The 20,584-nt window shown below is 41.2% G+C and carries 19 protein-coding genes and 1 pseudogene; 10 read left to right on the top strand and 10 right to left on the bottom strand.

The window, feature by feature from the left end; translation table 11 throughout:
• Nucleotides 1-34: 34 nt before the first annotated feature.
• From QNH29_RS29710 to QNH29_RS29680, 7 genes are all read right to left on the bottom strand, one after another.
• Nucleotides 35-937: a FixH family protein gene (locus QNH29_RS29710; RefSeq protein WP_283862824.1), complete on the bottom strand. Its 903-nt coding sequence runs from the start codon at nt 935-937 to the stop codon at nt 35-37.
• The gene (locus QNH29_RS29705; protein WP_283862823.1) at nt 934-1,611 is read right to left on the bottom strand and encodes an ABC transporter ATP-binding protein; all 678 of its coding nucleotides are present in this window, start codon (nt 1,609-1,611) and stop codon (nt 934-936) included. The genes QNH29_RS29710 and QNH29_RS29705 overlap by 4 nt, the downstream gene beginning before the upstream one ends.
• Nucleotides 1,608-2,405, bottom strand: coding sequence for an ABC transporter permease (locus QNH29_RS29700; RefSeq protein WP_283862822.1), 798 nt, complete (start codon nt 2,403-2,405; stop codon nt 1,608-1,610). The genes QNH29_RS29705 and QNH29_RS29700 overlap by 4 nt, the downstream gene beginning before the upstream one ends.
• Nucleotides 2,369-3,709: a nitrous oxide reductase family maturation protein NosD gene (gene nosD, locus QNH29_RS29695; protein ID WP_283862821.1), complete on the bottom strand. Its 1,341-nt coding sequence runs from the start codon at nt 3,707-3,709 to the stop codon at nt 2,369-2,371. The genes QNH29_RS29700 and nosD overlap by 37 nt, the downstream gene beginning before the upstream one ends.
• Nucleotides 3,706-4,272 (bottom strand): hypothetical protein, encoded by a 567-nt coding sequence (locus tag QNH29_RS29690; protein WP_283862820.1) that lies wholly within the window; start codon nt 4,270-4,272, stop codon nt 3,706-3,708. The genes nosD and QNH29_RS29690 overlap by 4 nt, the downstream gene beginning before the upstream one ends.
• Nucleotides 4,273-4,339: 67 nt before the next feature.
• Nucleotides 4,340-6,208: a Sec-dependent nitrous-oxide reductase gene (gene nosZ / locus QNH29_RS29685; RefSeq protein ID WP_283862819.1), complete on the bottom strand. Its 1,869-nt coding sequence runs from the start codon at nt 6,206-6,208 to the stop codon at nt 4,340-4,342.
• A gap of 16 nt (nt 6,209-6,224) precedes the next feature.
• Nucleotides 6,225-6,668 carry a cytochrome C gene (locus QNH29_RS29680; RefSeq protein ID WP_283862818.1) on the bottom strand — a complete coding sequence of 148 codons (444 nt, stop codon included), beginning with the start codon at nt 6,666-6,668 and terminating at the stop codon, nt 6,225-6,227.
• A gap of 224 nt (nt 6,669-6,892) precedes the next feature.
• On the opposite strand from QNH29_RS29680, the gene QNH29_RS29675 reads away from it, so the two are divergent.
• The gene (locus tag QNH29_RS29675; RefSeq protein ID WP_283862817.1) at nt 6,893-7,636 is read left to right on the top strand and encodes a Crp/Fnr family transcriptional regulator; all 744 of its coding nucleotides are present in this window, start codon (nt 6,893-6,895) and stop codon (nt 7,634-7,636) included.
• A gap of 193 nt (nt 7,637-7,829) precedes the next feature.
• Here the strand turns inward: QNH29_RS29675 and bshB2 are convergent, their stop codons facing one another.
• From bshB2 to pdxK, 3 genes are all read right to left on the bottom strand, one after another.
• Nucleotides 7,830-8,498 carry a bacillithiol biosynthesis deacetylase BshB2 gene (gene bshB2 / locus QNH29_RS29670; RefSeq protein WP_283862816.1) on the bottom strand — a complete coding sequence of 223 codons (669 nt, stop codon included), beginning with the start codon at nt 8,496-8,498 and terminating at the stop codon, nt 7,830-7,832.
• A gap of 17 nt (nt 8,499-8,515) precedes the next feature.
• Nucleotides 8,516-8,866 (bottom strand): YojF family protein, encoded by a 351-nt coding sequence (locus QNH29_RS29665; RefSeq protein ID WP_283862815.1) that lies wholly within the window; start codon nt 8,864-8,866, stop codon nt 8,516-8,518.
• 149 nt (nt 8,867-9,015) lie between these two features.
• Nucleotides 9,016-9,843 (bottom strand): pyridoxine/pyridoxal/pyridoxamine kinase, encoded by an 828-nt coding sequence (pdxK, locus tag QNH29_RS29660; protein WP_283862814.1) that lies wholly within the window; start codon nt 9,841-9,843, stop codon nt 9,016-9,018.
• Nucleotides 9,844-10,318: 475 nt separating this feature from the next.
• Between pdxK and fdhD the strand changes: the two genes are divergently transcribed.
• From fdhD to QNH29_RS29620, 9 genes and pseudogenes are all read left to right on the top strand, one after another.
• Nucleotides 10,319-11,080 carry a formate dehydrogenase accessory sulfurtransferase FdhD gene (fdhD, locus tag QNH29_RS29655; RefSeq protein ID WP_283862813.1) on the top strand — a complete coding sequence of 254 codons (762 nt, stop codon included), beginning with the start codon at nt 10,319-10,321 and terminating at the stop codon, nt 11,078-11,080.
• Nucleotides 11,081-11,281: 201 nt separating this feature from the next.
• The gene (locus QNH29_RS30530; protein WP_481858767.1) at nt 11,282-11,854 is read left to right on the top strand and encodes a twin-arginine translocation signal domain-containing protein; all 573 of its coding nucleotides are present in this window, start codon (nt 11,282-11,284) and stop codon (nt 11,852-11,854) included.
• A 12-nt stretch (nt 11,855-11,866) separates the two neighbouring features.
• Nucleotides 11,867-14,266, top strand: a pseudogene (fdnG, locus tag QNH29_RS29650) (formate dehydrogenase-N subunit alpha); the annotation flags it as partial.
• A gap of 2 nt (nt 14,267-14,268) precedes the next feature.
• Nucleotides 14,269-15,099: a 4Fe-4S dicluster domain-containing protein gene (locus QNH29_RS29645; RefSeq protein WP_283862812.1), complete on the top strand. Its 831-nt coding sequence runs from the start codon at nt 14,269-14,271 to the stop codon at nt 15,097-15,099.
• On the top strand, nt 15,092-15,829 hold the full coding sequence (locus QNH29_RS29640; RefSeq protein ID WP_283862811.1) for a formate dehydrogenase subunit gamma: 738 nt from the start codon (nt 15,092-15,094) through the stop codon (nt 15,827-15,829). The genes QNH29_RS29645 and QNH29_RS29640 overlap by 8 nt, the downstream gene beginning before the upstream one ends.
• A gap of 79 nt (nt 15,830-15,908) precedes the next feature.
• Complete coding sequence (locus QNH29_RS29635; RefSeq protein WP_283862810.1) at nt 15,909-16,724, top strand: formate dehydrogenase accessory protein FdhE; 816 nt, start codon at nt 15,909-15,911, stop codon at nt 16,722-16,724.
• A 70-nt stretch (nt 16,725-16,794) separates the two neighbouring features.
• Nucleotides 16,795-17,388: a molybdenum cofactor guanylyltransferase gene (mobA, locus tag QNH29_RS29630; protein WP_283862809.1), complete on the top strand. Its 594-nt coding sequence runs from the start codon at nt 16,795-16,797 to the stop codon at nt 17,386-17,388.
• Nucleotides 17,389-17,413: 25 nt separating this feature from the next.
• A complete protein-coding gene (locus QNH29_RS29625; RefSeq protein WP_283862808.1) occupies nt 17,414-18,646 on the top strand; it encodes a molybdopterin molybdotransferase MoeA in 1,233 nt (410 codons plus the stop codon).
• Between the two features lie 12 nt (nt 18,647-18,658).
• Nucleotides 18,659-20,581, top strand: coding sequence for a molybdopterin biosynthesis protein (locus QNH29_RS29620; RefSeq protein WP_283862807.1), 1,923 nt, complete (start codon nt 18,659-18,661; stop codon nt 20,579-20,581).
• Nucleotides 20,582-20,584 lie beyond the last annotated feature (3 nt).

Raw genomic sequence — 20,584 nt, 5'->3', positions numbered from 1 at the left:
GTGCCTGTCACCGTTGTTGTCACCGTTGCCATCGTTATAGTATCTCTATTTTCAATGAGTTAACCTGTGAGACTAGGAGTTCTTCGTATTGTTTTTGGGCTTGGAAGTTGATTTCTTGCTGGCTCATTTCTGGGTTTTCTTTTTTTACTTTTTCAATCATGTCTTTTTGTACTTTTTGGGATAGGACGATGAGTTGGTATTGTTGTTTTTCGGTTTCCCAGAATTTTTCTTCACCATATTCATTGATCATCGCTTTTGCTGATTGGAATTGGTCGTATTGGGCCCGGACTTTGTTGAGTTCTGATTCTACTTCCGCTTCGGTTGCTTTGTGCCCTTTTTCTTCAGCGAGCATCGCCATCGAGCGAAGGCGGATGATTTGGGTTAATAATTGATTTTGGTCTTCAACCAGCTTTTCTTGTGACTCCCAATAAGTTAATGCTTCTTTCAGTTGATCGCCGGTGTATCGCTTTTGGTCTGATTCACGATTGATCGCAAGCTGGAGATAATTGATAAACTTATAAAAGTTTACATCTTCATACGTAATCCATTCTCCGTTAATTGATGCCACACCTTCTGGTTTTTCTACCTCATAACTGATGACCTTTTCAATCTTTTCCCCATCCTTTTCCAGGATGAAGAGTATTTCATATTTGCCAGGCATAGGAAGCTCGACATTACCGGAATAAATTCCATCTTCCCCTTCCGTTAATTCCACCTTGGTCATTCCGTGGTCCATATTGGCCATGGAGAATTCTGCCGAAGCATCAAGCCCAGTTACGGCCTCGTCCTTCTCCTTTACTTGAATTTCCATAGGCATTTCCTTATCAGGCTGCTGATAAATTGGCTTTGTAATTTCAATATTATATTCAGGGTCTCCATTACAGCCTGCAAGCAGTGTCAGCAACAGCACTGCGGTCAACCTCATCGCTTTTTTCATGATTCTATCCCTCCAAGATTATGTGATTGTAAGAATTCCTCCACACTGTATTTCTCCATTTTTCCATTATTTAAATACGCGACATGTGTACAAACCTGTTTGATTTCATCAAGGTGATGGGAGGAAAGAAGGATGGTTTTATCACGAAGCGATTTTAACACTTCTAATATTTCCTTTCGTCCCATTGGGTCAATTCCGCTTGTCGGCTCATCAAGAATTAGGATACTGGAATCCTGATAGAGAGTGATCGCTAATCCAAGCCGCTGGAGCATCCCTTTTGAATATTTTTTCACTTGCACATCGCGGTCATCCCATAAACTTACCGACCGAAGAACATTCTCCATCCGTTCCTGATCAATACTCTTATCAACAGCCTCCGCAAAGAAGGTAATATTCTCAAGACCCGTCAGCATGGGATAAAGCATAAATTTCTCTGGCAGATAGGCAATGGCTTTTTTCCACTCATGATTTTTCTTCGTAACTGGAACGCCATTAATCGAAATCGAGCCCTGTTTTACAGGAAGCAGTCCAAGAAGACTGTTAATAAAAGTCGACTTTCCAGCGCCATTGCGGCCAACCAAGGCGCAAACTTCATGTTTTTGAATTGCAATATTAACCGAATCCAGAATCAATTTTTTCCCGAAGGATTGATTTAAACCAGATACCGTAATCATTCAAAGCCCTCCTTACGGTGGAAAATAATACCTGCTGCAATAGAAGTGATGAACCAAAATACTAGATTTCCGATTAAAAAGAATACAGGCTTTGTCCACATGAAGGCTTGGAGAAGCCTTGACATGTGACCGAAGGAGTAAACACCCATGCCTGTTTCAAGGAACATTCGTACAGATTGCAATGGATTTAAGAAGTAGCCGGCTGAAAATACTTTTACATTTACATAGGTAACGTCAGGCAATAGTGATAGTAAAAGAAAGTCATGCAAGAAGAAAAAGTAAAACCAGATAAATATGGTATACCCAATAATCTGCATTCTGGAACGGCTAAAGCTTCCGATGGCTGCTCCCATTTGCAGGAACACGAGCGACAGGGTCACAATGGCTAAAATAAAGATAAAATATGCCTTCATATCAAGCTGGAAGTTAAACTTAAGCAATAATAAATAGAGAAAAAACCAGACTAAGATGGGAACAAGGACAACGGTATAGAGTCCTAGGCTCTTTCGCAGTAAAAAACTCGCATAGCTGTCTTTCTTAGTCAGCAGCATGATTAGCGTCTTTTGTTCCTTTTCTTGAAAAATCGAAAAGGCTCCGATAAATAAACAGAGGATTGGAATAAAGTAAATAATGGTATCAAACAAGTTAATCAAGAGCACATAGAAGCCTTTATCAAATGAAAGGGCAGTGGAACGAAACAAGATACTAATTGAAATCAGAACGATAATGCTTAAAGCGAGCCATAAGCCTTTTCCTCTTATGTTTTCCTTCCATTCCTTCCAAATGTAATGCATAGTAAATGTCTCCCTTTTAGTAAAATTAACACTGCGGCCAGCACTAAAGCCGCTATTAACACCAAATGGTTATTGCCTTTAGCAGCGGCCAGCGGGTGAGGGTCATAAAACATAATCTTTTCGTCCATCAAGACTGCATTCATTTTTTCAAAGATAGGCAGTGCAGGACTTTTTAAAAATAAATAAGATAATTCTTGTTCTTCTAACAGCAGATATAAAGAAGAGTGATACGTTATAGGAAAGTCCCCAATGCGATCTTGGTTTAAATCGGTGAGCGGGAAAGCTCTTCCCCAATCGTTTCCTTTGCCATTATGACTCCAGAAGTTGTTTTCACCAGTTCCACCGATGGTAACAGCGGGAATTGTATTTTCAGTAATTAGGTTTTTAGAAAAAATTTGTTCATTGGAACTTGCCCAAAGTTCAATCCCGATCTGGTTTTGGGAGATTTTATTGCCTTCCATATTGTTTCGAGTGGCCTGATCGATGTAAATGCCTCTTTGGTTCATGTAGAACGTATTGTTTTTAATTTGATTATCATTGGCTTGCAGCAGCAGTAATCCGAAAGATTGGTTGCCATAGTTTACGATAAATTGGTTATCTTCTAAAACTAAGTGGTTCGAATTCATGACCGCAGCGCCGCCCGTATTCATCGTAAAGGTATTATTCTTAAAAATATTCTCGTCGGAGTACATGTAATGCAGGCCGTACCGTGTATGACTAATCTTATTTTGATAGCTTTCATTTTTGTTGCCGTAGTCAAAAAACATGCCATCACGTGTGCCTTCTATGGTGTTATGTGTTAACAGGTTATGATTGGAGTAATAGATATGAATTCCATTACCCTGTGCGGCAATTTCTCCCTTGCCCTTACCTTTAATCTCAACATGATTAATTTTATTTTCATGTGCCTGACTTAAATAAATTCCGTGAAAGGAATCGGAAATCTTAACGTTCTCAACTATATTCCCGTTGGTATGAATCTTAATCCCCGCATACTCCTCAGCAGAATTACGGTCCATGCTGCTATTTGTGACGCTAAGCTCTCTGATCGTCACGTTAGGTGCTTTAATGGAAATGACATTTCCCGTTCCATCTCCCTTTATCACCGTGTTAATAGTGCCAACTAGAGTCAATGATTTATTAATGACAATATTGCCCTCATATGTTTTATTTTCAAGTTGGAGTACTGCTCCTTCTTCTAAGCTGTCGATCATGGCTTGCAAGTTTTCGGCAGCACTATTTTTCTCAGGATATACAAGAATAGTGATAGAGAAAATGAATAGAAAGAGCAGTAGTTTTTTCATCTTGTTCGGTCCTTCCATAACGGAATCAGTAATAATAGAAATGCAGCAATAAGGCAATATGCACCGTACCCAAGAATACTTTCAGTGACAAAGTTTGCAACTGTATTATGCCCTAATAGCGGTGGAACAAAAGGGTCTATTTTAATCGGTGCAGTTGGGCTTAAGTTGGTGCCAAATTTACGAAGCGCACTTGAAAGGTCCCACACACCGAGACTGCCGCCAATGATAAATAAACCGATCAATCCATATAACATTGATTTTTTTCTTAGAATGGCTGTTAACAGTGTGATTATTGCTAAACCAATTACCAAATATGACAAGTATGCTAGTTCTGGGAAATTTTCTTCGCTGAAGTTTTCCATTCCAATGTAGTGGTTCAGGCCATTAACAATATCAATTTCGCCCTCAAGTTTATTAGGATAAACGATAATATTTAATCCTTCTGGATACTGTGGAGCAAAGAAAATCATCTGCCACCAAGGAAAGAGTAATGAAAGTCCGACAAGAACGGCAGCAAGGGCAATCAGTATCGATGAAAGGAGAGATAATCTTTTTGCTTTCATGTAAAACAAGTCCTTTCTAAACGGAGAAGGGTACCAATTGAAACAATTGATACCCTTACCATCCATTTTAGTTCTTAGGTTTCACAAGGAAGTAGCCGGTCATTTCTTGGTGCAGTGCAGAGCAGAAGTTCGTACAATATAGCGGGAAGGTTCCTGCTTTGTCTGCAGTAAATTCGAGTGTATTTGTTTGGCCAGGCTGAACTTCAATGTTTAAGTTATAGCTGTTGATGGCAAATCCATGGGTAATATCCTCATCAAAATCCGTATTGGTTAAGTGGATAAACACCTTATCTCCTTGATTAACTTCAATCACATCAGGGCGTTTTGCCTTTGCGTCAAAGATAAACTTCGAGCGCATGGCGATACCGTAGACATGAACTTCATTTCCATTGCGGACAATTTTTGCGTCTTCTTGCTTATAAGTCGCAAGCTTATTGCTTTCATCCTTCTCATACACTTCAATGGTCTTAATCTTATCTGCTTTAATAATTTGAGCATAGTGCGGCTCAGGGTTTACAGGTGAAGATTGAATCACTTTCATCTTGCCGCTGATATCAATTAGCTGCATAGACTCAGGATGTGAAGGTCCAACGGATAAATAGCTGTCTTTTGCAATTTTGTTCAATGCAATCAGCCACTTTCCATCAGGTGAAACCGTGTCGCCTTCAGCTGCTACAGAGTGCCCTGGTGAATATTGAACAGGTACGCGGTCTAATGTTTCGCCTGTTTTTGGATCCCATTTCACGATTTCCGAAGAAATGAACATCGTGGTGTAGGCCATACCTTTATCATCAAACTGAGTGTGAAGCGGTCCAAGTGCGTTTTCAGGATTAACTTCTCTTTCCATAATAGAGTCGTAGTTGATAATCGGAATACCGTTACGTTCGCCAGCGAAATCTTGTTTTTCAATGGCTTCAAATGCTTTTTCAAAAGAGAATACGGTCATCGCCGGTGCAAGCTTACCTGAAGCGATAAAGTGTTTACCATCTGGCGTTACGTCGACACCATGTGGTGATTTCGCAACAGGAACAAGGTAAATACCGCCTTTATGCTTTTCAGGGAAAATCATTTTCTGGCCGGTAACTTCATCATACTGTCCGTCTGCGACCATTTTCTCTAGCTCTTTCCAGTTAAAAAGAACAATGAAGTCACGGTCAGCCTGTGAGGCGTTAATTTCTAGATTAGTAGTTGCTTCTTCAGTGTTGTACGTGGTCATAACTGCCCAATCTGCTGAACTCTTCTTACCAGCATCTGATAAGTCGTAAGACCATGGTGGAAGGGCAACTTGGTAGGCAATGTTTAATTTTTCTTGTGTTTCATCAAACGTTACGGCCGACATTACACCGCGGTACTGCTGGCTGTATTCATCTAAAGGCTTGTATTCAGAGCCAATTGGAACCGCGAAACGTGTTGGCAGGAACATGTACTCTGTATTTTCGGTAACGAACGCCGCACAGTGTGGGCCGCTTGTATTTGGTACGTTAATAATGTCTTTTACCGTAAATGTTTTTAAATCCATGGCTGCTGCACGGCTGTTTCCGACATCTGTGGCAAACATGTATTTACCGTCGTAGTCACCTTTTGTTTCTGAGAATGCAGGGTGATGAAGGTCGCCCCAAGTGTAGCCGCCCATCATCTTTTTAGAATGCTCGTCAAATCCATATCCAGTTGCAGAGTCTTGTGAGAATACTGGTACTGTACGGATATGACGCATGGATGGAACACCATAGATAAACATTTGGCCAGAGTGGCCGCCTGACGCAAATAAGTAGTAATCATCTTTTTCACCGAACGGAACATAAACCTTTTCTGCGTCACTTTTCGTACTGCTTGAAGCAACTTGAGTGTTTGTACTCTTTGAAAAATCAGCAAAGGAAATCGTTGCTGCTACAAAACCTGCTAGTAATCCAGAAGCAATTGGAACCCATTTCTTCATCTATTCCACCACCTTTTTATTTTTCAGATGCTTGTTTCAACATATCTAATATTTGTGTGCGTTCCTCATCTGTTAATGGGCTGCCGCCAATTACGCTCGACATAACTGCTGACGTTGGTTCTTTTAAGAATTCATCAATTGGCTTGCCATGCTTTCCTTCAACTTCAGTAAAGGCTTTTGAAAGATCAGGACCCGTAGCCCCGCCTTTTAAACCGAGTTTATCGACAGCGTGGCAGCCGAGACAGCCCTTGCTGTTAAGAATGTTATTGGCATCTACCGTTGCTGTTTCAGTATTTGCTTCATCCTTTTGGTCTTCCGTTCCACTTGTTTCTTCGGTTGGTTCTGTTTGAGCAACTTGAGGCTGTTTATCGGAATCCCCCATAACGACACCAAACACTAAGTATCCAAGGCCAAAACCAATTACTAAGCTGATGGCAAAGCTAATAATTGCCTTCTTCATACTTCCCCCTCCTTCTGTCTATTCAACAATTTCATCCTAAATGGATTTAAAGCTTAATTTTGTGATTAACCTCACTGTTTTTTGTGTAAGTTTGAACGTTTTGTGAAGGGTATTGATATGTAAGTGTTTTAAAAATTGAACGTTTTGTGAAGATAATCACTACGAGTTGTGATTATTTTTACTACAATGGGAAGTAACAAGGTTGTAAGGAGAGGAGGGGCAAAATGAATCCCGTACATGCGTTAGAAGAACAGCCATTAGGAAGAGTGAGAGAGTTGAAAATGGAGGACTTTCTGCGGAAAATTGTTATTTTTAAGGATTTATCTGCAAAATCGATTCGTCTTATCGCCAAACGAATTCAACTGTTAACCGTTAAAAAAGGAGTACAGGTTATTTGTGAGAATGATGTTGCCAAAGGGGTATTTTTTATCCAAACAGGGGCCGTCAAACTGACGAAGCAAGATGAAAGTGGTAATGAGATCATTGTTTGTATGAAGCAAAAGGGTGATGTGTTTGCAGAGGCTTGTTTATTTTCAAAAACCTCAGAGTTGTATCCAGCGACTGCCACCATGCTCCAAGACGGTCAGCTCTTCTATTTAGATAAGTTTGAATTAGAGAAGGGGCTTCATGAATATCCCGAGCTTGCAGTACAAATGATTCAATATATGAGTGATTCGCTGCGCGAGATGACCTCAACCTTAAGAGATTTGGCGTTATTAGATGTTTATGCGAAGACAGTAAAGACGTTAGAGCGGCTGGGGAATAAATTTAATACCTCCAGCTCGAGATGGAACATTGAAATTCCTTTGACGATTCAGGAATTTGCCACAATCGTAGGGACCACGAGGGAAAGTGTAAGCCGGGTGTTTTCGAAATTGAAAAAAGAGGGAATCATTGAAATGAAATCGAGGAAAATTATCATCCTTGATATGTGCCGGCTTTGTGCACTGATGAATACTGCCTATTGAAAAAACCCTTCGCCAGTGGCGGAGGGTTTTTTACGTTATGAGGACCGATTTCAGATTTTCTATTGAATTGGGGCTTCATGAACGCGTAATGAGACCCGTTTTGAGGTTTTATAATTAAGTTTGGGCTTCATGGACGCCTCATGAGGACCGTCTCAGTGATTTCCGCCTAATATCGGGTTTTATAAACATAGAATTATTTGAATTTATACGTCCAAAACCGTTCATTATTGATCCAGACCATCATCTGCGGATCTTGGTTTTTCAGCTTTTCTGTCACGTCACCAAACATTTGCTCCGTCTGAGAACGATGTGCTTGAATCGCAGCGAGCTTTTTATCGGCAACAGCACTAATATTATGGATAATGTCGGCCTCACCAAGCTTCTCCACACAATCGTTAGAAAAAGCAACACAGTGCAGTTTAGGCCTTGCGGCGGCAGGAAGCTTTTCAACGGCTCTGACAACCGCCGCACCGGTGGCGTCATGGTCAGGGTGAACGGAGTAGCCTGGATAAAAAGTAATAATCAATGATGGATTTACCTCATTAATTAATGACAATATCGCATTCGCAAGTTTCTCATCATCTTCAAACTCAACCGTTTTATCACGGTACCCTAACATCCGCAAATCCTGAATTCCTAATGCCGCGGCAGCAGCCTTAAGCTCTTCTCTTCGGATTTTCGGGAGGTTTTCTCGATTGGTAAAAGGCGGATTACCCATGTTACGCCCCATCTCGCCCAAGGTTAAACAAGCATATGTGACCGGAGTGCCATTTTGTACATGAGTGGCAATGGTGCCTGATACTCCAAAAGCTTCGTCATCCGGATGTGGAAAGATGACTAATACATGACGTTCTTTTTCCATAAAGGCTGCTCCTTTCTTTACTCAAACGGTGTAGCACTGATTTCAAGAGCTACCGCGAGTTTTCCTTTGTTATCATGACCGGCTAGCAGCAAACGGTTTTGCTCATCCACTTCAAAATGAGTGAGACCTTCTGCATAAATCCAGCCAAGGTTTATTTTTAAGCCAACACGATAGGGGTCACTTCCTGTGATTTTCCCAATTTCGTATCGAACCAATGCGTTGCGGATATAGGCACCTGCTGAAAAGAAAGTTTGATCGTGATGTGAAGCATAGGCACCATTCGTAGTTTCCAGGTGAATGTATACATCCTGGTTCGCGTATGCGTTAATCGCTTCTTGAACCTGGCGATAATCCTTAATCGGTTCCATAATTCTATCTCCTTTCTCAATTGCAAGGTATGTAATCAAAAAACAAGTTTATTTAATAATGTAACTATCATACTAAAATCACATTGAAAAAGCGAAATCATTGCCTAAAAAAAGAGCCGAACCCAAGGCCCGACTCTGTTTTTATATGATTAACAATCTGTACAATATTCCGTTTTTGCGCCGCGGTAGGCACCATGCCAAGTTGGGCCGACAAATTCATTTAAGCGGAATCCTTGGCTGATTGCAGCTGAGATGAAGTCTTTTGCCACTTCGACCGCTTCTACAACAGAACTTCCTTTCGCAAGTTCTGCAGTAATTGCTGATGAGAATGTGCAGCCTGCGCCGTGTGTAAAGTTTGTTTCCACTTTCTCTGATTCAAACACGGTAAAGTTTTTGCCATCGTATAAAAGGTCTAGGGATTTTTCTTCTGTTAAAAGCTTGCTGCCGCCTTTAATGACAACATACTTTGCACCTAAATCATGTATTTTTACAGCAGCTTCTTTCATCTGTTCTAACGTTTTAACCGGACCCGTTTGGGCTAATTGACCTGCTTCGAAAAGGTTAGGTGTCACAACCAATGCACGCGGTAATAACAGTTCACGCATAGCATCAGTTGTTTCTGGATTCAATACTTCATCTTCCCCCTTACACACCATAACAGGGTCAATTACAACTTTCTCCAATTTGTGTTCATCAATAACCTTAGCCACTAACTCAATGATCTCAACTGTCCCGAGCATACCAGTTTTCATTGCGTCAATCCCTACAGATAAGACAGTATCGATTTGTGGTTTTAATGTCTCAACAGAGATTGGAAACACACTATGGTGCCAGTCCTTTGGATCCATTGTAACGATAGTAGTTAGTGCGGTCATCCCATAAACACCCAGCTCCTGGAATGTTTTTATATCTGCTTGAATCCCAGCACCCCCGCTCGTATCTGAACCTGCGATGGTCATAACCTTTTTGATAGTCATATGTACTCCTCCTATTAACAGTTGGTGAATTTCACTATTCCTATTATAAAACAAACCTGAAAATATAGTAGAAATTTTACAAAACACAGTGATTATGTCAGAAAAATGACAAATAACTGTTTTTACCCTAATTAAATGGTTATATGTGATAAATCTTACTTCAGGGAAAAAGTACTCATCGTACGATAGTACTAAAGATATACTTTTTAAATGGAATCGCTTACATATTAAACCTTTACCATTCTATCGTAGTATTAAAACCATTTAACTAGAAAGAATTCGATAATCTGTCACAAAATTGTCTGAGATTTGACAAAGTCCTGAAATGAAGGCGTCGAGATTATTAAAAAAATTTAAAAGAATAATGGATTCATTTCAATCTGGTATTCGTTGTGATAAATGTCGCTGAGAAGGTTCGGCATCATCCTTACAATTGAAACGCCAAGATGGTTATTTCCTGAAAGGAGGGAAACCAATGTACCGCAAAGGATGTCCTGATGAATATCCGATTACTCTGGTTTTAAATGGGTATGAGATTGCTGTATTTCAGCTAACGAAACATGATTTAGAGGATTGGGCCTATGGATATTTGTTTTCTGAAGGATTTATTCACGGATCGAGTGATGTTGGGTCCATCACGGTAAATGAAGAAATGGGCACCATTCATGTTGAACTTCTGAATGGCTTTAATGAAGAAGAGTTGTTTACGAAGAAGAAGCACTATACTGCAGGCTGCGGCCGCGGGGTTACTTTTTTCTCGATGACAGATGTGAAAAACTTTGAAAAGGTTTCGTCTGAACACAGCTATAAATTGAGTTATCTATTAAAAAAACGATGTGAATTTGCTCAAAATTCACCGTTTTATCTTGAAACCGGCGGTATGCATGGAGCCTGTATTGTTGATGAAGCAGGCACTATCATCGTCCGCGAAGACATTGGGCGGCACAATGCAGTCGATAAGATCATTGGCCACACCATACGAATGGGTTTGCAGCCTGAACGGTTAGTTTTATTAACAACCGGAAGGGTTTCATATGAAATGCTCTCCAAAGCAGCGAAATTTGGCTTTCCTGTTATTGGATCAAGAACAGCCGCCACTAAGCAGGCTGTTCAGCTGGCTAAGTTCTTAAATATAGAGGTAATTGGCTATTTACGAGGGAAAATGGCGAATATTTATACCTCAACAGGCCGAGTTGAAAATGATTTAGTGGAAATACCTGCTGTCGAGATGCATTGAAGGGGGGTATCAATAGTAAGGTAGAAACTAGATAAAAAGTGTGTCTAGCTTCAGCGCCTAGGGGCTCGGGTCATAAGCCAATCCGTCCAGAAGGTTAAAAAACAACCTTCTAGCCGGCTCGTCTTATGCCTGTCGCCCCTGGGCAAGGCGCTTACGCATTTCATGGGATGTTCTATTCAATTCTGGGAAGGAGATAGAAAAATGGTTGAAATCAACTTAAACCGCCGGCAATTTTTGAAATTGTCAGGAGCTACTGCGGCAACTTTGGCTGTTGTTGAATTAGGCTTTGATACAAAAAAAGCCCAAGCCGCAACAAAAGAATTTAAAATTGCCAAATCAACTGTAACGCCAACCATTTGCTGTTTTTGCGGCGTTGGTTGCGGAATTTTAGTCCATACAAAGGACAACACAGTGGTTTATACGGAAGGGGATCCGGATAACCCAATTAACGAAGGAAAACTATGCAGCAAGGGTACAACCATCAGACAATTATATACCTCTGAAAAACGATTTAAGAAACCGCTTTATCGTGCACCAGGCAGTGATAAGTGGGTAGAAAAAGACTGGGAATGGATGTATGAAACCATTGCCAAGCGTACAAAAGAAACACGTGATAAAACATTTGTTGTCTCAGAAGACGGCATGACAGTAAATAAGACCGAGGCGATAGCAAGCATCGGCGGAGCAGCTCTTGATAACGAAGAGACTTACCTGCTTTCAAAAATGATGAGAGGGCTTGGTGTCACCTATTTAGAGCACCAGGCACGAATATGACATAGTTCTACGGTTGCCGGTCTGGCACCTTCATTTGGTCGTGGAGCAATGACTAACAGTTGGAATGATCTGCAGTATACAGATTGTGCGTTGATTATGGGTGCGAACCCTGCAGAAAACCATCCAATCAGTTTTAGATGGTTAACGAAAGCGAAAGAGAATGGCGGCAAGATTGTGAGCGTTGACCCTCGTTATACAAGAACATCGTCAATGTCAGATATTTATGCACCATTACGCTCTGGTACAGATATCGCTTTTATGGGCGGGATGATCAAATATGCGCTTGAAAATAATCTTTATCACAAAGAGTATGTTGCTAAATATACAAATGCAAGCGGTATCGTAAAAGACAGCTTTAAATTCGAGGATGGCTTATTCTCTGGATATATGGAAGATAAGCGCTCTTACGATAAAACACAGTGGGCATTCGAGAAAGATGCTGAAGGAAAGCTAGTTAAAGACTTCACTTTAGAACATCCTAGATCTGTTTTCCAATTAATGAAAAAGCATTACTCACGCTACGATATTGACACAGTAGTAAGTGTTACAGGAACACCAAAAGAAGATTTATTAAAAGTTTATAAAGCGTTCTGTGCAACTGGTCAAGTAGGTAAGGCAGGAACGATTTTATACGCTATGGGAACAACCCAGCATACAGTTGGAACACAAAACGTACGTGCATTCGCAATCATACAGCTTCTATTAGGTAACATAGGCATACCTGGCGGCGGTTTGCAAGCAATGCGTGGAGAGTCTAACGTCCAAGGTTCAACAGATTTTGGATTATTATATGGTAACTTAACAGGTTACTTAAATGCTCCAACTTCTAAAGATCCTTTAAATGCTACTTTAGCAGGACACTTAGAAAAAGAGACTCCTAAAACAGGTTATTGGAGCAACAAGCCTAAATTCATCGTCAGCTTGTTAAAAGCATGGTATGGACCAAATGCAACAAAAGATAACGAATTCTGTTATCAATACCTGCCAAAAGGCAACAAGAACTACTCACACATTAACCTTTTCAAGGCAATGTATGAAGGTACTCTAGAAGGAACATTCCTATTTGGAACAAATCCAGTAGTCGGCGGACCAAACGCTGGTAAGGAGAAAGAAGCATTAGGCAACTTGAAATGGTTAGTAGCAGTTGACCTTTGGGAAACCGAAACATCAGCTTTCTGGCAAAAAGAAGCTGGCAACGATCCTTCTAAGGTTAATACAGAAGTATTCCTTCTTCCTGCATGTTCTTCTTATGAAAAAGAAGGCAGCGTATCAAACAGTGCCCGTTGGATGCAATACCGCTGGCAGGCAATTAAGCCACTGGGTGAATCAAAAGCAGACTTAGAAATCATCCATGAACTTGCAACAAGAATTAAGGCTCTTTACAAAAATGAAGCTGGCCCATCTGCAGCTCCAATCAATGCATTATATTGGAATTATGGTGAAGGACATCACCCTGACATTGACTTAGTATGTAAAGAAATCAACGGTTATGACGTGAATACAGGTAAACTGATTGCAGGCTTTGGTAACTTGAAAGATGACGGTTCAACCTGCTCCGGAAACTGGATTTATTGTGGATTCTATCCGGAAGAAGGAAAGAATCGCGCGAAAAACCGTGACAAAAAAGATACCGGCATGAGCTTATATCTAAACTGGTCATATGCTTGGCCGATGAACCGCCGTATTCTTTACAACCGTGCTTCTTGTGATCCAAGTGGAAAACCATACAACAAAGACAAAGCAGTTATTTGGTATGATGCAGCACTTGGTAAATGGACTGGGGTGGACGTACCGGACTTCGTAGCAGTCAGAAAACCTGGAGATCCAGGCTTTGAAGATCCATTCATCATGATGAATGACGGTTTGGGCGGACTGTATGCACCAACTTTAAATGATGGGCCATTCCCAGAACACTATGAGCCGTTTGAAAGTCCAACTAAGAATAAATTCTCAAGCCAAGAAATTAACCCAACCATTCAACTATTTGAAGGTGAATTCAACAAGCGCGGCTTCAAGGCAGACTTCCCGATTGTTGCTACCACTTACCGTGTAAGTGAACACTGGCAGTCTGGAACGATGACTCGTAACCAGGAATGGTTATCAGAACTTGTACCTCATATGTATATTGAAATGAGCGAAGAGTTAGCAAAAGAAAAAGGTATTAAAAATAAGGATAAAGTCATTGTCACATCAGCCCGTGGTGAAGTAAACGCTTATGCAATGGTGACAAAACGTTTTAAACCTCATACCATCGACGGTAAAAAGGTACACCAAATCGGAATGCCATGGCATTTTGGTTATAAAGGATTCGCAACTGGGGATACAGCAAACCGCCTGACTCCTCATATCGGGGATGCCAATACAACCATTCCAGAGTACAAAGCATTCCTCTGTGACGTAAGGAGGGCATAACAATGGCTACTGAATATGTAAAATTTGTCGACGTAACCAAATGTGATGGTTGCCGTGCTTGTATGGTTGCCTGTAAAAACTGGAATGACCTTCCGGCAGAACAGCAGGATTTCCTAGGCAGTGCTCAATCACATGCAAAAACAACTGCAGATACTTGGAATGTATTGCAATATATTGAGCATGAAAATTCTAAAGGCGGCCTGGATTACCTATTCCGTCACTCCGCTTGTATGCACTGTACCGATGCTGCCTGCGAAAAGGTATGTCCAGAGAATGCTATCAGCTACACTGAGTTTGGTACGGTAGTGATTGACCATGAGAAGTGCGTTGGCTGCGGATACTGTGTAAATAACTGTCCATTTGAAGTGATTTCTCTTAAGGAATACGTTGATAAAAATGGCGACAAATACCGTAAAGCAAATAAATGTACAATGTGTACAGACCGTTTGGAGGAAGGCTTACAGCCTGCATGTGTTACAACCTGTCATACAGGTGCAATGGAGTTCGGCGACAAGGCTGAAATGGTTGCGAAGGCTGAAAAGCGTGTAAAGGAAATTAAGGATCGTTATCCAAATGCACAGGTTTATAATCCACAAGGTGTAGGCGGTACACATACTGTTTATGTATTAGCTGAAAAACCATCTGTATACGGATTACCTGAAAATCCAAAAGTACCTACATCTGCTGTAATTTGGAAAGACTATGCACAGCCAATTGGTAAGATGATGATTGGGGCAACTACAATGGCGGTTGTCGGAGCTTTCATTACGAATACGATTATAAGTAAGAAAAAGAACGGTAAAAACGAAGACGGAGGTGAACACCATGAGTAAACCTCAAAAGTCGACAGTAAAAGTAAGACGTTTTTCGAAGGCATTTGTTTGGGCACATGCTGTTAACGCTATTTCTTTCTTCGCACTTTATATTACAGCCTTGCCGATGTACACAGAGTTTTTTGACTGGTTATATCCGGTACTTGGCGGTCCCGAAGGTGCACGGTTGCTGCACAGAATATTCGCAGTAGCGTTTATATCCCCAACGCTTATCTGGGTAATCTTTGATTTTAAAGGCTTTAAGCTTTGGATGAAGGAGCTTGTTACTTGGAAGAAGCGCGACCTGGAGTTCTTTACTGAATTCGTAAAGGAACTATTCGGTTTTAATTTTAAGCACGTAAGGCAAACATTCTTTAACGCTGGTGAAAAGATTAACTCAATCATCCAAATTGTCACGGCGATTTTAATTATCGGTTCAGGCTTTCCAATGTGGTTCCCGCAATTTTTCCCTAGAGCTGTAGTCCAATGGGGATATTTACTGCACAATGTTGGTTTTGGCCTTGCAATAGCGGTAGTCGTAGGACATGTTTATCTATCTGTTATTCACAAAAACTCTAAACCTGGATATTCAGGTGTTATCACGGGAGAAGTACCTGCTTGGTGGGCTAAAGAACACTATCCAGATTGGTATGATGAAGAAGTTGCAAAAGGTAACTTCCCTGATATTGACGCAAATGGAAATCCAAAAAAGCCAACTAGTCCGAACAAGAATAAGAAAAAAGGCGCGTAAGCCATTGAATCACTAATAACCAAAATGGCTGTCTGTAATAAGACAGCCATTGCTTTATAAATTTAAAAAGAGGTGCACAATGAAAAAATCCGTTGTTTCAAAAGAATATCAGAATTTACAGAAGGAAATTATAGCACTTCAAGCGAATTGGAAAGAGAGTATTGATTCAGAATCAATTATACCGAACCTAGATAAAGTAGCCATGTCAGCAGGGGTGCCTGCGGCGGCATTAGCGTCTATTAATTTTGAAATTTCACTATTCCAACAGTGGATAGAGGAGATAAATAAGCTTTTAAGCAAAAATAACCCTGACCGGGAAACAAAACTTGCGAGAGTAAGCGGTCTATTAAACGAAGAAACAGCCATTCGCTGGATTGACGAAGCTTTTTCATTTAACAGTGTTTATTTTACAAATTTCGCTGAAGAAAATGAATTGGAAGAATGGATTCCGCAGTTCCTTGCTGAAACTGCACTCCGACCATACCTGCAGTTAACGGCAGAGAAAATTCAGCACGAAATTACTCACGCTGTTCCTGGGGCTGGCTGTCCAGTTTGCGGTGAGCCTGCACGACTTGCTGTACTTAAGGATGAAGGGAAAAAGGTGATGACCTGCCCGCGCTGCCTGGCTCATTGGAACGCAAAAAGGATTGAATGCACACACTGTGGCAATGATGACCATAAAACGATTCAGTTCTTGACCATTGAGGGCGATGCTTCATCCCAAATCCAGGTTTGTGACAAGTGTACAGGATATATTAAAGTGATCGATACAAGACAATATCTCAGCAAGCCATCAGCTGCTTTGCTGGATTTAAATAGTATTCATCTTGATTTTGTGGCCCAAGAGCATGGCTATCAAGCTGTGGGGGATGAGAAAAGCGAAAGCGCCTGTTAAATGAAGTGCACTAGTTGATAGGAGCTTCCGAAAGACAAACTAAACAAACCAATTAAGTAGGTGCATTTACATGAAGGCTGCGGCTATTATTTTATCAGGTGGAAAATCTAGCAGAATGGGTACGAATAAGGCACTCTTAAAATTAAATGAAAAAACCACCATAGAAAGAATGGTCGATACTCTAAAGGTATATTTTGAAAATATTATTCTCGTTACCAATGATAAGGAAGCCTATCAGTTCTTGGACGTGAAAATGGTGTCCGATCACTATCAGGACAAGGGGCCGCTTGCTGGCTTTCATGCCGGCTTATCAGCTTCTGATTATGATGTGAATTTCATTGTAGCGTGTGATATGCCATTTGTTTCAGGCAAACTTGCTGCGGCCCTCGTGGAAAAGATTGACCATTATGACGCCTTAGTACCAGTTATTAATGGAAAAATGCAAACCTTATGTGGTGTTTTTCAAAAGAAGAGTGTTAAAAAAATTGAAGAATGTATTGAAAATGGACATCTTCCGATAAAAGGTCTGCTTGACCATTTAAATGTCCTTTATTTAACCGAAAAAGATTTGCAGGATTATAGTAGTATAGACATAGAGCGTGTCTTTTTCAATATGAATCATCCACATGAGTATGAGGACGCAAAAAAGTGGCTCAGAAGCTGATTAGATAGGAAGGATGTAAGGCACAGTGCAATTTTTCAAAGTAAAGACAGTCGAAGAAACCTTTGCAATGATAGAAGAAAAAATACCTGCCATCACGCATATGGAAGTGCGCTCATTAGAAGACGCACTCGATTATATTTTAGCGGTGCCTGTCACCGCAAGGGAAAATGTCCCAAGCTTTGATCGCTCAACTGTTGACGGTTACGCTGTTAAAGCAAAAGACACGTATGGTTCATCCGAATCAATGCCTGGATTTTTAACAGTGGTTGGAGAGGTCAAAATGGGTGAGTCTGCCGCTATTTCTGTTAATCAAGGGGAAGCGGTCTATGTCCCGACAGGCGGAATGATTCCGCCGGGTTGTGACAGCGTCATTATGATTGAACATTGTGAAGACCATGATGGTCTTTTAAATACCTATAAGCCGGTTGCACCAGGTGAAAATATTATTCGTGCAGGCGAAGACATCCGTGAGGGAGAGATTCTTCTTTTAGAAGGAACGAGACTTCGCCCGCAGGAGTTAGGCGCGATCGCTTCACTTGGGATTAGCACTGTTACAGTTTATCGAAAGCTAAAAGTTGGATACCTATCATCCGGCGATGAGATTGTTCCATTTCAAACAGTAAAATTAGCAGAAGGTCAGATCCGGGATATCAATTATTTGACGATTTCAGGCCTCGCGAAACAATGGAATATTGAGGTTGTTTACGGTGGAATCGTCAAAGATGACTATCTAGAATTTCAGCAGAGGGCTCAGAGTTTATATGATAAAGTGGACTGCTTAATTCTCTCAGGAGGAAGCTCGGTTGGTGCGAAGGATTATACCACAGATGTCATTCAATCACTAGGTACACCAGGCGTGTTTGTACATGGCATTTCCATTAAGCCGGGGAAACCTACGATTCTTGCGGTAGCAAACGGAAAACCTGTGATTGGCTTACCAGGACACCCAGCTTCTGCGATGATTATTTTCATGCTGTTTGGTGAAAAAATACTAAGAAAATTAAAAGGCGAAAAAATAGATAAGAAACCTGATAGAATACTTGCACGGATTACCAAAAATATTCCTTCTGCACCGGGGCGCTCAGATTATATCCGTGTCCGCTTGTTCGAGAAGGAGGGAGAGTGGTGGGCAGAGCCTATTATTGGGAAATCAGGTTTAATTACAACATTAGTAAAAAGCGATGGAATTGTTGAGATCACTTCAGAAAAAGAGGGTATTTCACAGGGAGACTATGTGCCTGTGATTGCAACACGATGAGGGGGAACAAATATGGACCATAAACGCTATAAACGGAAAATATATTTAGAGGACAAACCCCGATCGGAAGCGAAACGTGAAATTCTCGAGGCGTTTTCGCTGCCCCTTGAAACAGAACTGATTCCAGCAGCGGATGCACTTGGAAGGGTAACAGCAGAGCCGATATTTGCTAATGTATCGGCGCCCCATTACCATGCGTCAGCAATGGATGGTATTGCGGTGATTGCTGAAAAAACATACACAGCTCATGAGCAAAGTCCATTACGGCTTAAATTGGGTAAGGATTTTTCCATTGTCGATACAGGAAATGCGATTCCTGCTCCGTATAATGCGGTCATTATGATTGAACACGTAGATATGATTGATGAAGAAACGATTGAAATCATTGAGCCGGCGACCCCTTGGCAGCATATCCGCCCAATCGGAGAGGATATTGTACAGGAGGAAATGCTGTTTCCACAGGGACATATATTAAGACCTGCAGATTTAGGCGTTCTTTTAGCAAGTCAGCAGCTCCATATTCCCGTCACCAAAAAGCCAGTTGTCTCGATTATTCCAACAGGGAATGAGCTTGTTGAGGCGAATTCGAAGCTTTCATCTGGAAATATTATAGAATTTAACGGCACAGTCTTTGCGAATTTTGTAAAGGATTGGGGCGGTGAACCAAGACTTCACCGGATTGTGAAGGATGATCCTGAGAAAATTAAGGCGGTTTTGCTGGAAGCGGCGGAGACTTCTGATATTATCGTAATCAATGCTGGATCGTCAGCAGGTTCAAAGGATTATACCGTCCATATCATTGCTGAAATTGGCACAGTCTTTACCCATGGTGTGGCCGCAAGACCAGGAAAGCCTGTTATATTAGGAAAAATAAATGACAAGATTGTCGTAGGTGTTCCGGGGTATCCTGTTTCAGCCTATCTAGCACTCGAGTGGTTTGTCCGCCCGCTCATTTGCAAATATTTGCAGATACCTGAGCCAAAAAGACAAACGGTAAATGTAAAGCTTGGCCGCCGGATTGTATCAAGTATGGGTGCGGAAGATTTTGTACGAATGAATATCGGCTATGTGAATGGACAGTTTGTCGCGAATCCGTTGACAAGAGCAGCGGGTGTAACGATGTCCTATGTGCGGGCAGATGGCCTGCTGGTCGTACCAGCCAACGTCATTGGCTATGAACAAGGTGAATTCGTTGAGGTGGAGCTTTTAAGGCCGCTTGAGGAAATTAAAAATGCGATTATGTTTTCAGGAAGCCATGATTTAACGATTGACCTTTTATCGTCGCAGTTAAAGAGGGTTCGTGCTGATATGAAAATAGTTTCTTCCCATGTTGGCAGCATGGCTGGTATTATGGCGATTCGAAAAGGAGAGGCCCATGTAGCAGGCATTCATTTGCTTGACCCTAATACAAAGCAATATAATATCTCATATGTTAAGAAAATATTGGCTGGCTTCGATGTTGTCCTCTATCCTTTTTTAAAAAGAAAGCAAGGATGGATTTTGCCAAAGGGCAACCCGCTTGGTATTGAAACAGTGGCAGATATATTTGAGAGAAAGGCGAACTTCGTCAATCGCCAAAAAGGTGCAGGCACGAGGATTCTGTTTGATATGCTGCTAGAGGAAAACGGTATTTCATCAGAAGAATTCACCGGCTATGATCGTGAAATGTTCTCGCATCTAGCGGTAGCCGCAGAGGTAAATGGAGACATACATGGAGCAGGGCTGGGAATTTATCCTGCAGCGAAAGCAATGAACCTGGATTTTGTTCCAGTTGCAGATGAAGAGTATGATTTAGTGATGACAAGAAGCTTCTATGAAAGTGAAAACGGCAAATTGTTAATTGCTATGATCCAGTCACCAGAATTTAAACAGCAGGTCGAAAAGATCGGCGGCTATGAAGTGGTGGAAAATGCAGAGCCTAAGAAATTGGTCTGAAGA

The organism is Neobacillus sp. DY30, assembly GCF_030123065.1.
Classification (GTDB): Bacteria; Bacillota; Bacilli; order Bacillales; family Cytobacillaceae; genus Neobacillus.
The sequence above is the reverse complement of the archived record's forward strand: the minus strand, read 5'-3'. Positions and strand labels throughout refer to the sequence as shown.

Bases quoted from the DNA above. Each gene is read 5' to 3' on its own strand.
- QNH29_RS29700 (WP_283862822.1), bottom strand. From the start codon at position 2,405: ATGCATTACATTTGGAAGGAATGGAAGGAAAACATAAGAGGAAAAGGC.
- QNH29_RS30530 (WP_481858767.1), top strand. From the start codon at position 11,282: ATGGTTGAAATCAACTTAAACCGCCGGCAATTTTTGAAATTGTCAGGA.
- mobA (WP_283862809.1), top strand. From the start codon at position 16,795: ATGAAGGCTGCGGCTATTATTTTATCAGGTGGAAAATCTAGCAGAATG.
- pdxK (WP_283862814.1), bottom strand. From the start codon at position 9,843: ATGACTATCAAAAAGGTTATGACCATCGCAGGTTCAGATACGAGCGGG.
- QNH29_RS29640 (WP_283862811.1), top strand. From the start codon at position 15,092: ATGAGTAAACCTCAAAAGTCGACAGTAAAAGTAAGACGTTTTTCGAAG.
- QNH29_RS29665 (WP_283862815.1), bottom strand. From the start codon at position 8,866: ATGGAACCGATTAAGGATTATCGCCAGGTTCAAGAAGCGATTAACGCA.
- QNH29_RS29680 (WP_283862818.1), bottom strand. From the start codon at position 6,668: ATGAAGAAGGCAATTATTAGCTTTGCCATCAGCTTAGTAATTGGTTTT.
- nosD (WP_283862821.1), bottom strand. From the start codon at position 3,709: ATGAAAAAACTACTGCTCTTTCTATTCATTTTCTCTATCACTATTCTT.
- QNH29_RS29645 (WP_283862812.1), top strand. From the start codon at position 14,269: ATGGCTACTGAATATGTAAAATTTGTCGACGTAACCAAATGTGATGGT.
- fdhD (WP_283862813.1), top strand. From the start codon at position 10,319: ATGTACCGCAAAGGATGTCCTGATGAATATCCGATTACTCTGGTTTTA.
- nosZ (WP_283862819.1), bottom strand. From the start codon at position 6,208: ATGAAGAAATGGGTTCCAATTGCTTCTGGATTACTAGCAGGTTTTGTA.
- QNH29_RS29710 (WP_283862824.1), bottom strand. From the start codon at position 937: ATGAAAAAAGCGATGAGGTTGACCGCAGTGCTGTTGCTGACACTGCTT.
- QNH29_RS29690 (WP_283862820.1), bottom strand. From the start codon at position 4,272: ATGAAAGCAAAAAGATTATCTCTCCTTTCATCGATACTGATTGCCCTT.
- QNH29_RS29675 (WP_283862817.1), top strand. From the start codon at position 6,893: ATGAATCCCGTACATGCGTTAGAAGAACAGCCATTAGGAAGAGTGAGA.
- QNH29_RS29620 (WP_283862807.1), top strand. From the start codon at position 18,659: ATGGACCATAAACGCTATAAACGGAAAATATATTTAGAGGACAAACCC.
- QNH29_RS29705 (WP_283862823.1), bottom strand. From the start codon at position 1,611: ATGATTACGGTATCTGGTTTAAATCAATCCTTCGGGAAAAAATTGATT.
- QNH29_RS29635 (WP_283862810.1), top strand. From the start codon at position 15,909: ATGAAAAAATCCGTTGTTTCAAAAGAATATCAGAATTTACAGAAGGAA.
- bshB2 (WP_283862816.1), bottom strand. From the start codon at position 8,498: ATGGAAAAAGAACGTCATGTATTAGTCATCTTTCCACATCCGGATGAC.